This window comes from Polynucleobacter brandtiae (assembly GCF_002797575.1).
Taxonomy (GTDB): domain Bacteria; phylum Pseudomonadota; class Gammaproteobacteria; order Burkholderiales; family Burkholderiaceae; genus Polynucleobacter; species Polynucleobacter brandtiae.
Map to the genome: position 1 here is coordinate 324536 of NZ_PGTX01000001.1, position 13060 is coordinate 337595.

The window sequence follows — 13060 nt, forward strand, 5'->3', positions numbered from 1 at the left end:
TATAGTGCTGCACTTTAAATTATCGCGTCTTCGCGAGGATGTACCAGCCCTGTTAAAACTAGCGGGTCCAATCCTGATTGGCCAGCTGGCGGTGATTGCGTTTGGGGTCCTCGATACCGCCATGACGGCGCGCTATTCTGCAGATGATCTTGCAGCTCTGGCAATGGCATCCGCTATTTTTATTAGTGTTTATGTTGGCCTAACAGGCGTCATTTCTGCACTAGCACCAATCGCTGGACAGCTATTTGGCGCAAAACGCTTTGACGAAATTGGCGAAGAAGTGCGCCAAGCAACTTGGCTGGCACTGGGACTTACCGTCTTAGGTAGTCTCATCCTATTAAACGCAGATCATCTATTAGCAATCTCTCAAGTAAATTTTGATATTGAGGGCAAAGCTCGTCTTTATCTCAGCATCTTGGCAATCGGACTTCCGGCAAGTATGGCAATGCGGGTGTTAATGGCTCTGCACAATGCAGTCTCACGCCCTACCGTCATTACCGTAGTACAAATTATCGGCCTGTGCTTAAAGCTACCACTCAATCTCTTATTTATTTATGGTGGGCTTGGTATTGAAGCGATGGGCGGGCCAGGTTGTGCCGTAGCTACCATCATCATTAATTGGTTTTGGCTGATCATTACTTTAAGCTTTGTTCTATTTGATGGTTTTTATAAGCCCTTCAAAATATTCTCCCGCTTTAGCTGGCCGGATTGGCATCGCATCTGGACAATATTAAAGCTGGGGGCTCCCATTGGTTTTAGCTATTTAATTGAAGTAACCTCGTTTACTTTTATGTCCTTGTTTATCGCCCGCCTAGGGACAACAGCTTTAGCGGGGCATCAAATTGTCGCCAATTTGGGAACTGTCATGTATATGGTTCCGCTTTCGCTTTCGATTGCCACGATGACTTTAGTCTCTCAAGCCATCGGCGCCAACAGACAATCTCGTGCGGAAGAAATTGGCTGGTCTTCAGTGTTCTTCACCACAGGCCTATGCATTTCCCTAGGAATCATAGTCTGGGTCTGTAGAGCGCAATTACTAGATCTTTACGATCCGCCGGATGAAGTGAAGGTATTTGCCATTCCACTATTTTTGTTCATCGCCTTCTACCAAGTCTTTGACGCATTGCAAATTACCGCTGCATTTATTTTGCGCGCTTATCGCATTGCCTTTTGGCCGATGTTAATTTATGCTGGCTCGCTTTGGGGTGTTGGGCTTGGTGGCGGCTATTTAATGGGCTTTAATGTTTTTGGAAATACCCCGGAATTTTTACAAGGCGCTAGTGGATTTTGGGCGGGTAATAGTCTTAGTCTCGGGCTGGCGGCATTTTTATTACTGTACTTATTTAGAAGAACGGCGGCTCGTTTTGAAAAAATGCAGCCACCTGTCCAAGTCTAGGCCAAGACTGGCGCTTTACTGAATTGGCTTAAATCCACTGGGAGGTGCATAGCTCCGGTTGCCACCTTGCGTTGGGTAACTAGGCACTTGATTACCTTTGGAATACATACACTGTTGATAGGCAATGTTGTACTGGGTTTGAGATTGATTCTGCTTACCAGCCGAACCCAAAGCGCCCATAGCAGCACCGCCGAGCAAACCAACACCTGCGCCAGTACCAATATTCTGACTACTACCGCCTTGAATTACTGCACCGGCGGCTGCGCCCAAGGCTGCGCCAATTAAAGCGCTAGTGGCGCCCTCTTTCAAGGCAGCATTAGTACCCTCTTTGATGGCATTAGCCGCAAACTCACGACAAACTATATCCTCCTGCTGAAAGACCTCAAAGGGCTTTCCTTCACGAGGCATGATCGCGATAGTTGGCCCTGTAGGGGCAGAAACACAAGCGGCTAATGTGCTCAGTAAAAGAATGGAGAATGCGATACGTTTCATATTAAGTCCCAGTCAATCAAATTAGTTTCGAGTCCGCTCATTCTGCAAGGTGTTACTAGAAGGAGGCATCGCTGGTTGTACCTGCCACCCAGTAGAACAGTTTTGTGCGTACGGAAAGTATTGCTGACTAGCCTCACAGTAATACCAAACTGCGGCTTGCGGCTGAGATGCCAATACCATGGGCTGCTGGGGTGGTGCGTAGGTCACTATAGGAGGCGCCGCATAAACCACTTGCGGGGCATAAAATGCACCCCCGTATGGATAGCCATAGCCAGCGCCATAATATCCGCCCCTCCAACCATGACCCCAGCCACTATAACCGGGACCGTAGGCTGCAGGCCGCCAACCCCCACCATAAGAACCCCCAACAGCCACCGCCCAAGCTGCTTGAGCAGAGATCGGGGTAATCAACATGAGGGCAGTCGTCACAACCACAAGTGCTGCAAAATGGGAAGTTCGAGAATGTTGTTTTTTTATATTCATAGTGGACCCCGTAGGTTGATCATCATCTACTATTAATAACGTCTCATTTCAAGCTAAGCTGACACAGAATTCTATTTATTAATGGATTTATTCCAATGTGGCACCAGACTGATGTACCACTCTACCCCATTTATTGCTTTCCGATTGAATCAGTTTAGTCAATTCCTGAGGACTTCCAGGGGCGGGGTCTAAGCCACCAGCCAATAACTTACTCCTCACATCAGGATGATTAAGCGCCAGACGCGTGAGGGAATTTAGCTTCTTTTGTAAAGGAGCTGGAAGATTCGCCGGGGCCATTAGTGAAAACCAAGAGATCGCCTCAAAGCTCGCCAAGCCCTGCTCAGCCATCGTTGGAATCTCTGGTGCAGCAGCTGAACGTTTGAGGCTAGTCACCGCAAGGGCCTGGATTTCTCCTGCTTTAATGAGGGGCAATGAAGAAGAAAGGTTATCAAACAACATTGAAATCCGACCGCTAATTAAATCTGGCAGAGACTGAGCACGGCCTTTATAGGGAATATGGCGTATCTGAATGCCCGTCATCTCTTTTAGTAACTCTCCCGACATATGCAAAGAGGTGCCTACGCCCGATGAGCCAAAAGTGAGCTCATTCGGCTTTGTTCTAGCAAGTTCAATGAGTTCAGGTAGGCTGCGCACTCCAAGCCGCTTATTTACTACTAAAACATTAGGGGTGCTCGCCAAAAAGCTAATTGGCGTGAAATCATTTATCGGGTGAAAGGACATCTTCTCGTACAGCGCACCATTGATTGCATGTATACCGACGGTGCCAATAAGCAAGGTGTAGCCATCAGGGTTACTTTTGGCAACAATATCTGCGCCAATGTTTCCGCCGTAACCCGGGCGATTTTCAACCAAAACTGGGACACCTAAGTTTTTCTGCCAATGCTCGGCAAGAACGCGCGCCAAAATATCAGGAGCGCCACCGGGCGTAAAAGTCACAATGATTCGAATAGCCTGCTGAGGCCATGCCAGGGAATTGATCTGAGATTTTGAGTGTTGACCATGGGCAGTCACGCTCATAGCACAAAGCACTAGTGATACCACTAGCCCCTTTACCGCTTTCGAAAGCCACTGCATCAAAAAATCAGCAAAGGATCAAAAGCCAAGACGAGTTCGCAACCACAGCCACCCGTCATATCTCACTGGATCATCGACACAAGGATTAATGCCACACTCCAATAGCGTAGAAATAAGATTACCAATGACTAATAGGATAAAAATAATGATCAATCCGTTAGCCAGCATAGAACGTGAACGCACATCTCGGTTGGGCAGCATTAATAAAATAGCGATCCCCGCAATCAAGCCAAGATAAGCTACAAAAGCCCAAGTATAAAAATGGAGCTCTAAAAAAGTTTTCCCAAATCCCTGATCGCCCGGAGCGATATGTAGCAGTATTTGGCGCAATGAAACCGTCATACCAACCAAACCGCCAATGATGCCCCAACCATAATGAGATGAATGCGCACCAAAGCGGATGTTGAGGGCTAATGCGAAACCAATAATGACAAATGCCATGCGCTGCATTAGGCATAGTGGGCAAGGCAATTCACCAAAAACAAATTGATCAACAAAAGCATACGACAGCATGCTAATGATGGCCACCAAAGCCAGTTGATTGCCTAGGCTAGCTAATGAGGGAAAGGCCTGCTTACTCATAAACTGATGCTGAGATGGTCTGTAGCATGAACACGGAACCAATACATCAGAATAAAGACTGTTATTGCCAAAAATACCAATCCCACCAGACGCTTGTCAAACCACACAAAAATGAGGCCAAGGAAAGCTGTGAGAAAGGGAAGAAACATATACATAATTGAATTCTATCGCAGGCTAAGACTGAAGCAAGAAACAAAGTTTAAAAAAGGGCTTTTACATCATCCCTTATGAGCCCAATAGCTCAAGGAGAGGGCGCGCCCTGCACTTGAACGCACGCTATCTAGGATAAGAGTTCAAGAAACTCACTACTGCTTGATTAAATATCAAGGGCACTTCAATATGGGGAATATGACCCACATTGTCCAGGGGAATTAGCTTTGCATTAGGAATAGCTTGAGCAGCTTTGCGACCCAGCTCCGGGAAGTTACCCAGCGACTTTACTGCCTCAGGAGGTGCAAAGCGACGACCAAAAACCGTTCTATCCTTCTGACCAATAATTAATAGGACTGGCATTTTCAGTTGGGGTAAATCATTCACAACAGGTTGTTCGGCAATCATTTGATAGGTCAATACTGAAGTCTTTGCATAAGCCGGATAATCAGAGCCCTTCTGCACTCGAACATAAACCTCTACAAACTGTTCAAAGCTGGGCTGCCAGACAGGGAAATAGGATTGTAAAAAACGGCGGTAGCTCACCTCTGTTTGAGCCATCTCCAACTTCAGTAAATTATCATTTGTTTGGGGTGGAATATCTTTACTGTAATCCTCTAAACCCAAAGGATTCTCAAGCACTAATTTTTGCACTACTTGTGGATATAGACGGGCGAAACGCACACCAACCATGCCACCCATTGAATTAGCGATCACCGCAGTCTTTTTAATTCCCAGTGATATCAGTAAGGCATGCGTATTTTTAGCAAGATCGTCAAAATGATAGGCAACATCTGGCTTGGCAGATTTCCCAAATCCAATCTGATCGGGGGCAATCACTCGATAACCTGCAGCAGTTAATGCGGGAATTGTAGGCGCCCAATAATCACTTGAGAAATTTTTTCCATGAAAAAGTACAACTACACCCTTTTGCTTGCCGACGGCTGCAATATCCATATAAACCATGCCGACAGACTGTCCACCCAGCATTGCTTTGAACTCTTTTGTTGGGTAGGGATAAGGCAAAGCACTGAGACGAAGATCCAAAGGCGTTGCATTTGCATATTGACTAACAGGTGGAGTAGATTTAGAAACCTGATCTACCGCAGTCGTGCATGCCCCCATAAAAAAACTAGTGGCACCGGCTAATATGATCACTTTGAGGGTCAAAGCAGGAATCTGTTTCATCTGCATACCTATTTTTTATGTTTAGTGAGTCGACACATTTAAATAATGTTGACTTTCAAGGGGGTTAGCCCGTCAACATAACCCTCAAGTACATCACCCCTCTTAATAGGGCCGACTCCTGCAGGTGTTCCTGAAAAAATTAGGTCACCTGGTTCAAGAGTAAACAAAGTCGATAAATAAGCAATCGTATCGGGAATATTCCAGATCAGCTGGTTTAAATTCCCCTCTTGGCGAATTTCACCATTTACTAATAATTGCACAGTTCCGGAGCTGAGATGTCCACACTGCACAGCAGGCGTAATAGCGGCACAAGGAGCTGACTGATCAAATGCTTTGCCGGTATCCCACGGACGACCCATTTTTTTTGCTTCGCCCTGTAGATCACGGCGCGTCATATCTAAACCAACACCATAGCCATAGACATGCTCAAGGGCTTTATCAGCGCTAATGTTATTACCACCTTTGCCGATAGCTACAACCATTTCAATTTCATGATGAACATCGTTCGAAAGTGCTGGGTATTGCATATCCTTGCCATCGGTAACGACCGAATTAGCAGGCTTCATAAAAAAGAATGGAGGTTCACGATCTGGATCATGACCCATCTCACGCGCATGATCTGCGTAGTTACGCCCCACACAATAAATACGATTAACAGCAAAACGCCGAGTGTCGCCCACGACTGGAAGTGAAGGTACGAGCGGGGGATCCATTACATAAAGGGTGCTCATGTATTGCCTTTCGAATAATTAGCTTATTGAAGGAGCTTATTGCTCATTTAAATGATGTGGGTTAATTATGGCATTTCTACTCAGGATGTCGACACAAGACGCATTTGCAGATGCATTTATCTATGGCAAAGGAACCGAAAAGATCGCCTTCAGTGTTAAGGAGTCAGTGCTGTTTGAAAAGCCCTTCCCAATTCCGGCCTGAAATGCAATGGGAGCACCATCGTAATAGACCATCAAAAAACCCAATTGCTGTGTATTAGGGTAGATGACAGGCTGACCAATCTGATTGAGATTGGAATATAGCTCTACTCCTAAGGCCATTTCCGGGGTGATTTCACGGGAGAGTCGAGTCGCTGTTGAAAAATAAGGTGCTTGATGGACAAAAGGCTGTGAAAGCGGCATCCCAAAAATAGGATTAAAAGAGATCATCCATTCATCGAAATGTTTGCCGATAATAAATCGTGCCTCAGTGTTGTAACGGGAGTCATCAAATTGAGGCTGAACGTTGGAAACTTCAAGGTTCACCCCACCAAAAAAAGCATCACCTTTACTTTCTTGATAAGGCAACCACTTGAGGCGCAACTTGGTTGCAGCATACTGAAAATGACCGGCATAATTATTGGCAGAAATATATAGTCCCGCCTCTAAATCATTACCAAGACCATAGGCTAGCTCAGGCGTCACTCGAACGCCATTATTGTTCATTACCTCACCGGGGTAAGAAGGCGTTTGTATGCCTCGAGGAGTGCTATTGACATGCAGCTCTAAACTTTTTTCGCCCTTAGCATTAATCGCATCGTCATAAACCTGAATTTCATCTTGTAGTACGGCAAGAGCAGATGCTGATGCTAGTGACATGAGCATCAAAAAAATAGATTTGGATAAAAATTGTCGGGTTATTTTATTCATCAAAGGAATTCGCAGTCTTAACCTAGGCCAAAAAATAGACTCAATTGATAGGTGATAAATGCGGCAAGATAAGCCAAGCCAAATAAATAGCTCAGCATCACAAGCGGAATTTTCCAGCTACCAGTCTCTCGCTTGACAGCGGCGATTGTTGACAGGCATTGAGGGGCAAAGACGAACCAGGCCAATAGCGATAATGCGGTTGCCAAACTCCAGCTATTAGAAATCAATGGCACCAAAGCATCGGCCGCTTCTGCCCCGGCACTAGAAAGGGCATATACCGTAGCCAATGAACTAACCACGACCTCGCGAGCAGCCATACCTGGCACCAAAGCAATACTAATTTGCCAATTAAAACCAATGGGCTCAAATACTACGGCTAAAGCATTTCCGATCATGCCGGCAACACTATATTGAATCGATGCTCCAGAAGCGTTCTCAGGGGGCAACGGAAAGCTAGCCAGAAACCATAACCCAATAGTCATGATCAAAATGATGCCGCCAACACGTCTGAGAAAAATTGCTGCACGCTGCCAAAGACCAATTGCTAAGTTACTCAGTCTAGGAAGGTGATAACTAGGCAACTCCATCATCAAGGCATTAAGCCTTAATTTTTCACTGGTGAAGCGCTTCAGCACCCATGCCACTACCATGGCCCCCAAAATACCTGCAATATATAAAATAAATAAAACAAATCCCTGTAGATCCAAGACATAACCTATTGTTTTATCAGGAATAAATGCAGAAATTAGCAATGCATAGACTGGGAGACGCGCCGAGCAAGTCATCATCGGGGCAATCAGGATAGTGACTAAGCGGTCGCGTGGATTAGAAATACTACGCGTTGCCATGATCCCTGGAATAGCGCAAGCAAAGCTCGATAAAAGAGGGATAAAGGATCGCCCCGATAAACCCACTCTACCCATCAAGCGATCCAAAAGATAGGCTGCCCTGGGCAAATAACCTGACTCTTCTAACAGGAGAATAAAGAAAAATAAAATGAGAATCTGCGGTAAAAAAATGAGCACCCCACCTACGCCCGCCAGAATGCCGTCGATTAATAAACTCCGTAGCCAGTGATCTGGCAGTGCATTGCTAATGATGAGTCCTAGCCACTCTACTCCTGCTTTGATCATATCCATAGGCCACGTTGCCCAACTAAATACGGCCTGAAAAATAAAAAATAGGAGTACGCACAAAATAATGGGGCCAAATACTGGGTGCAATAGCACGGCATCCAAACGATCGCTTACCTCATCAGGAATAATTTGATCCAAGTTCAGTGATTGCAAAATGTGATGTACTTCAATGTTGTCAGATTCGGTATGGGCAGAGTGGTCCACTGTTGACTCCTCACCCTCATCTACATTACTCACTTGCAAAGCCGATAGATTTTTCCAATCCAGCTGGGCTAAATAATGCTTCAGAGCATCCGCCCCATTGGCCTCAATTCCAACACTTTGAATGATTGGTAACCCCAATAGACCCGAGAGTGCCTCAGTATTTATTTCAAGACCCTGGCGCTTAGCTATGTCAACCATGTTTAATACAACGACACAAGGAAGGCCTAATCGCTTTGCCGATAGCACTAGACGAAGATTACGCCTAAGATTCATCGCGCTCAAGATACATAGCACTAGGTCTGGGCGCTTCTCACCGATTGCATTGCCATGCAGGACATTGCAAGTCACACGCTCGTCCAATGATCGGGGGTAAAGACTATAGGCACCCGGTAAGTCGAGAATACGAATTACTTTTCCAGAATCGAAGTGTAGGCGCCCTTCTTTCCTTTCGACAGTAACGCCAGAGTAATTAGCGACCTTCTGACGGCTGCCTGTCAGTAAATTAAACAGGGCCGTTTTACCGCAGTTCGGATTCCCCAATAAAGCCACCAATGGCTCGCTAGGGAAAAAATGGACTTTTGCTTGGGTCATGGTTAAAGAGGCTCCACTTCAATCATCTGTGCTTCAGATTCTCTCAAGGCAAAAGTAGAGGATCCTACGCGGACCATAATAGGTCCCCGACCCCAGAAACCCTTACGCAGTACCTCAACCTGCTCGCCCGGTAGAAAGCCGATATCTTCAAGCTGTCCACGAATATCCCCATCCACCCCAATTGCTAAAGCGATCTTCTTAACGAAGACCTTTACTCCGGGGCTCGCCTCTTTGAGATTCATTGTCGATGATGATTAAAAATAGGCCTAGGTTGCATGTGGTAATTATATCCCCAGATGAGAATGAATATCATTTGTATGAATTCAATCATTTTTTACTACCCTCGCCATAGCCATGACATAGGCCCAAAAGCAAAAAGGCCCGCAATGCGGGCCTTTCTTTTACTGTAAAAGTGCTACAGCTTTCTTCAATAGCTTATTTCTTTGGCTTTACAAAACCAATCGCAGTATCGTCAACAAATTCAATCATGACGTCATCGCCGGCCTTAAATTTCTCAAGCCCGAGTACGCTTGCATCGACCTTCACTTTTTGCTTCTCACCAGATGGCAATGTGAACGTCACAATACGTGTCTTTGCATCGATTGTGGTGATTTTGACGGTGGCATACACAGTATCAGTCGTTTCCTCAAATGGCTTTGCAGACCCCTTGCCAGCGATCACAACAGAGCGGACTCCAGAAACACCTGGTTTGGCATCCTTAGCAACAGCAACTAAGCCAACCGCAATTGCTTGGGCGTGCTCAACAACAAATAAATCACCCTTTTTTACCTTATCTAAGTCATTCACTGATTTAGAAACATTCATCTGAGCCAAATTACCGTTACCATCTTTCAACACCACAATACGCTTTTTCACATCGACTGAGTCGACAGTAGCAGTCAAAACAGCGGCCTCAACAGCCAATGGCAACATTTTTGCAGGAGCTTGCGCGTACACTGAGCTAGCAGTAAACAAACCTAATGATGCAATCAATGCAGTTAACAATGTTTTCTTCAAAATAACTCCTTGGTAAAAGTTTATAAGAGGCTCAAGAATTTTTGAGACTTCAATTCATTGTAACCACGAAATAATCAGCGGATAAGGGCCAGAAACCTTAAGGATGGTCACCAATACCTTAAAAAACCTCATGAAAGCACTCCCTACATCGCTAAAATCATGGCAAGAAGCTCAAAATGAGGCGTATTCGATCAGAAAAGCTGTGTTCATCGAGGAACAAGGCATACCAGCGGCAATGGAAATTGATGAATTTGATCCATGTGCTCAGCATGCCTTGATTCATATTGATGAACAATGCGTTGCTACTGCAAGACTGGTAGTTTTGCCGGGGGGAATAGGCAGAATTGGTCGAATGGCTGTTTTAGCCAGCTATCGAAAACAAGGCGTTGGCACACAACTCATTAATTTGCTGATAAATGCAGGAAAAGCTCAGGGGCTGAAATCATTCGAACTGCATGCTCAGCTTTCAGCAATCCCTTTTTATGTGCAATTTGGCTTTATTTCCCGTGGAGATGTCTATGATGAAGCAGGCATCCCACATCGCGATATGATTCTGACTATATAAGCCACATAATTAAATATGCCCGCCTCTACGAATACCGTTCAAACCAATAACCCACCTTTTTTATTTCGCGTCTGCTATTCCGATACCGACGCTGCTGGCTTTGTTTACCATGCGCGTTATTTAGAGATTTTTGAACGAAGTCGGGCGGAGTGGTTATACCAACGAGACTTAAGTCCCACTAAATTAGTCAATCAATTTGGCATTCTCTTGCCAGTTCGAGAAATCACAATGCACTTTCATCGACCAGGGCGCTTAGACGATCTATTGAGTATTGATCAAATAATAGAACATCGGGGTCGCACCCAAATTGCCGTGAAACAAACAGCCACTCGCGTAAATGCTGGTGGAGAACCTGAGCTGATTGCAAGCGCCCTTCTTCACATTGTTTGTGTTGATACAGTTTCACTAAGGCCTAAAGGTATTCCTGACTGGCTCTTTACTGCTGATTGATACATGATTACACCGGAGACTGCCTTGAAACAAGAAAGCCGACTACTAACCTTTGTCCAAAACCTCACCTTATTGCTAGAGGATGGGCCCAGCGAAAAGATCATCTTCTCTAAAGGAAAAAAGCTTTTGGAGGAATTAATTTCGGTGGATGATTGGTTGCCTGAGCCATTGACAAAACCACATCCTGAGCACTATCAACAATACCTACTCTATGCCGATCCTTTAAATCGGTTTTCAGTGGTGAGCTTTGTATGGGGTCCGAATCAAAAAACACCGGTTCACAACCATACCGTTTGGGGAATGATTGGTCAGTTACGCGGCCAAGAGCGTGGCACAAATTACTATTTACAAAAAGATGGTAGCTATCAGCCTGGAGAATCCAGCATTTGCTTGCCAGGCCAAGTAGAGACGGTATCACCTGATACGCATGATATTCATGTAGTGGAGAATAGTGCTAGCGATGAAACCTCAATCAGTATTCATGTATACGGCGGAAATATTGGCCGAATTGAGCGTTCGGTGTTTGACCCCCGCTCGGGCCTGCAGAAATTATTTATATCGGGGTACGCCAATGCCTTTACCCCCAATTTGTGGCATAACGCAAGCTAGAACGCTTGATGGCTTAAAATAGCCCTTCTTTCTGCAAACACTACAAGTGTGGCAGCTCACCCCATTGGCCGGGATAGTCGTTTAATTGAATACGGGCCAATTTTATTTTGGCCCCTATGTTATTTACAGATCTCGGTTTATCAGAATCCATTCTTCGCGCTATCAATGAAGAGGGTTACACCAGCCCCACCCCTATTCAAGAGAAGTCTATTCCTGCCGTCTTAAAAGGTGGAGACTTGCTAGCAGCAGCCCAAACGGGCACAGGCAAAACTGCCGGCTTTACTTTACCTATTTTGCAACGCCTTAGTGATAGCGCTAAACCCAGCAGTGGCAAACGTCAGTTACGCGTTCTGATATTAACGCCTACCCGTGAATTAGCCGCTCAGGTTCAAGAGTCTGTTGTAACCTACGGAAAATATACCGGCTTAAAGTCAACGGTCATTTTTGGGGGCGTCGGCGCCAATCCGCAAATAAAAGCAATAGCAGCCGGCCTAGATATTTTGGTTGCTACTCCTGGTCGCCTTTTGGATTTGATGTCACAAAACTGCGTGTCTCTTTCTGCAATTGAAATCCTGGTGCTAGATGAAGCTGATCGCATGCTCGATATGGGATTCTTACGCGATATTAAAAAGATTCTTGCCGTGCTACCCAAGCAACGTCAGAACCTTCTATTTTCTGCGACCTTCTCATCAGAAATTAAGGCATTAGCTGATAGCCTATTAAATTCACCGGCACTTATTGAAGTGGCTCGTAGTAATAGTACAAATGAAGCAATTGCACAGCTGATTCATCCGGTTGATAGAACCCAAAAACACCCATTACTAGCCCATTTAATCAAGAGCAATCAATGGAAACAAGTTTTAGTGTTTACTCGCACTAAACATGGTGCCAACAAATTAGTCCTGCAGTTAGAAAAAGACAATATCACCGCAATGGCAATTCATGGCAATAAAAGCCAAGGTGCCCGCACTAAAGCCTTAGCTGACTTTAAAGATAGCAAAATCACTGTATTGGTGGCCACCGATATTGCCGCTCGTGGCATTGATATCGACCAACTGCCCCATGTTGTTAATTATGATTTACCTAATGTCTCTGAAGACTACGTTCATCGCATTGGTCGTACTGGTAGAGCGGGCTCTAATGGAGTTGCGGTATCTCTGGTTTGTGTTGATGAACATGAAATGCTCAGAGATATTGAGAAGCTCATCAAGCAAAAATTACCGCAAGAGGTCATCCCCGGATTTGAGCCAGATCCAAATGCCGTTGCACAACCCATTCAACTAAGAAGCCAACAGCACCAACAAAACCGCAAGCCTCGCCCTAGCAATAATGGTGGCGGAAGTGGTGCAAGTAAGCCTGCTGCAAAGCGCAGCAGTCAACCCAAGAGAAGCTTTAGTCGATAGCTATAGATCTGCATCTAAAAATAGGATGCCGTTGAAAAGCGTTTCATATTTCACGGTAT

16 protein-coding genes are annotated in these 13060 nt (G+C 45.3%); 5 read left to right on the top strand and 11 right to left on the bottom strand.

Going from position 1 to position 13060, the window contains the following annotated elements; all coding sequences use genetic code 11:
• Window positions 1-4: 4 nt before the first annotated feature.
• Entirely contained in the window at window positions 5-1396 is a 1392-nt protein-coding gene (locus B0G85_RS01635) for an MATE family efflux transporter (RefSeq protein ID WP_100378694.1), read from the top strand.
• Between the two features lie 15 nt (window positions 1397-1411).
• Here the strand turns inward: B0G85_RS01635 and B0G85_RS01640 are convergent, their stop codons facing one another.
• The 11 genes from B0G85_RS01640 to B0G85_RS01685 all read right to left on the bottom strand — a co-directional run bounded on the left by B0G85_RS01640 (window position 1412) and on the right by B0G85_RS01685 (window position 9974).
• Window positions 1412-1888: a glycine zipper family protein gene (locus B0G85_RS01640; RefSeq protein ID WP_100378695.1), complete on the bottom strand. Its 477-nt coding sequence runs from the start codon at window positions 1886-1888 to the stop codon at window positions 1412-1414.
• 21 nt (window positions 1889-1909) lie between these two features.
• Window positions 1910-2371: a hypothetical protein gene (locus tag B0G85_RS01645; RefSeq protein WP_198508670.1), complete on the bottom strand. Its 462-nt coding sequence runs from the start codon at window positions 2369-2371 to the stop codon at window positions 1910-1912.
• An 87-nt stretch (window positions 2372-2458) separates the two neighbouring features.
• Window positions 2459-3466, bottom strand: coding sequence for a Bug family tripartite tricarboxylate transporter substrate binding protein (locus B0G85_RS01650; RefSeq protein WP_100378696.1), 1008 nt, complete (start codon window positions 3464-3466; stop codon window positions 2459-2461).
• 18 nt (window positions 3467-3484) lie between these two features.
• Window positions 3485-4048: a disulfide bond formation protein B gene (locus B0G85_RS01655; RefSeq protein WP_100378697.1), complete on the bottom strand. Its 564-nt coding sequence runs from the start codon at window positions 4046-4048 to the stop codon at window positions 3485-3487.
• On the bottom strand, window positions 4045-4203 hold the full coding sequence (locus tag B0G85_RS10440; RefSeq protein WP_369405923.1) for a DUF5993 family protein: 159 nt from the start codon (window positions 4201-4203) through the stop codon (window positions 4045-4047). The genes B0G85_RS01655 and B0G85_RS10440 overlap by 4 nt, the downstream gene beginning before the upstream one ends.
• Window positions 4204-4324: 121 nt before the next feature.
• Window positions 4325-5386: an alpha/beta fold hydrolase gene (locus B0G85_RS01660; RefSeq protein ID WP_232725892.1), complete on the bottom strand. Its 1062-nt coding sequence runs from the start codon at window positions 5384-5386 to the stop codon at window positions 4325-4327.
• Window positions 5387-5424: 38 nt separating this feature from the next.
• Window positions 5425-6117: a fumarylacetoacetate hydrolase family protein gene (locus B0G85_RS01665; protein WP_100378698.1), complete on the bottom strand. Its 693-nt coding sequence runs from the start codon at window positions 6115-6117 to the stop codon at window positions 5425-5427.
• A gap of 120 nt (window positions 6118-6237) precedes the next feature.
• Window positions 6238-7026, bottom strand: coding sequence for a hypothetical protein (locus B0G85_RS01670; protein ID WP_100378699.1), 789 nt, complete (start codon window positions 7024-7026; stop codon window positions 6238-6240).
• A 17-nt stretch (window positions 7027-7043) separates the two neighbouring features.
• On the bottom strand, window positions 7044-8957 hold the full coding sequence (feoB, locus tag B0G85_RS01675; protein ID WP_100378700.1) for a ferrous iron transporter B: 1914 nt from the start codon (window positions 8955-8957) through the stop codon (window positions 7044-7046).
• A 2-nt stretch (window positions 8958-8959) separates the two neighbouring features.
• Complete coding sequence (locus B0G85_RS01680) at window positions 8960-9199, bottom strand: FeoA family protein (protein ID WP_100378701.1); 240 nt, start codon at window positions 9197-9199, stop codon at window positions 8960-8962.
• 193 nt (window positions 9200-9392) lie between these two features.
• Window positions 9393-9974 carry a hypothetical protein gene (locus B0G85_RS01685; RefSeq protein WP_100378702.1) on the bottom strand — a complete coding sequence of 194 codons (582 nt, stop codon included), beginning with the start codon at window positions 9972-9974 and terminating at the stop codon, window positions 9393-9395.
• Window positions 9975-10104: 130 nt separating this feature from the next.
• Between B0G85_RS01685 and B0G85_RS01690 the strand changes: the two genes are divergently transcribed.
• From B0G85_RS01690 to B0G85_RS01705, 4 genes are all read left to right on the top strand, one after another.
• Window positions 10105-10539: a GNAT family N-acetyltransferase gene (locus B0G85_RS01690; protein WP_100379141.1), complete on the top strand. Its 435-nt coding sequence runs from the start codon at window positions 10105-10107 to the stop codon at window positions 10537-10539.
• A gap of 15 nt (window positions 10540-10554) precedes the next feature.
• Window positions 10555-10989: a YbgC/FadM family acyl-CoA thioesterase gene (locus tag B0G85_RS01695; RefSeq protein WP_100378703.1), complete on the top strand. Its 435-nt coding sequence runs from the start codon at window positions 10555-10557 to the stop codon at window positions 10987-10989.
• A gap of 3 nt (window positions 10990-10992) precedes the next feature.
• Window positions 10993-11598, top strand: a complete 606-nt coding sequence (locus tag B0G85_RS01700) for a cysteine dioxygenase family protein (RefSeq protein ID WP_100378704.1) — start codon at window positions 10993-10995, stop codon at window positions 11596-11598.
• A 116-nt stretch (window positions 11599-11714) separates the two neighbouring features.
• Entirely contained in the window at window positions 11715-13001 is a 1287-nt protein-coding gene (locus B0G85_RS01705; RefSeq protein ID WP_100378705.1) for a DEAD/DEAH box helicase, read from the top strand.
• Window positions 13002-13060: the final 59 nt, after the last annotated feature.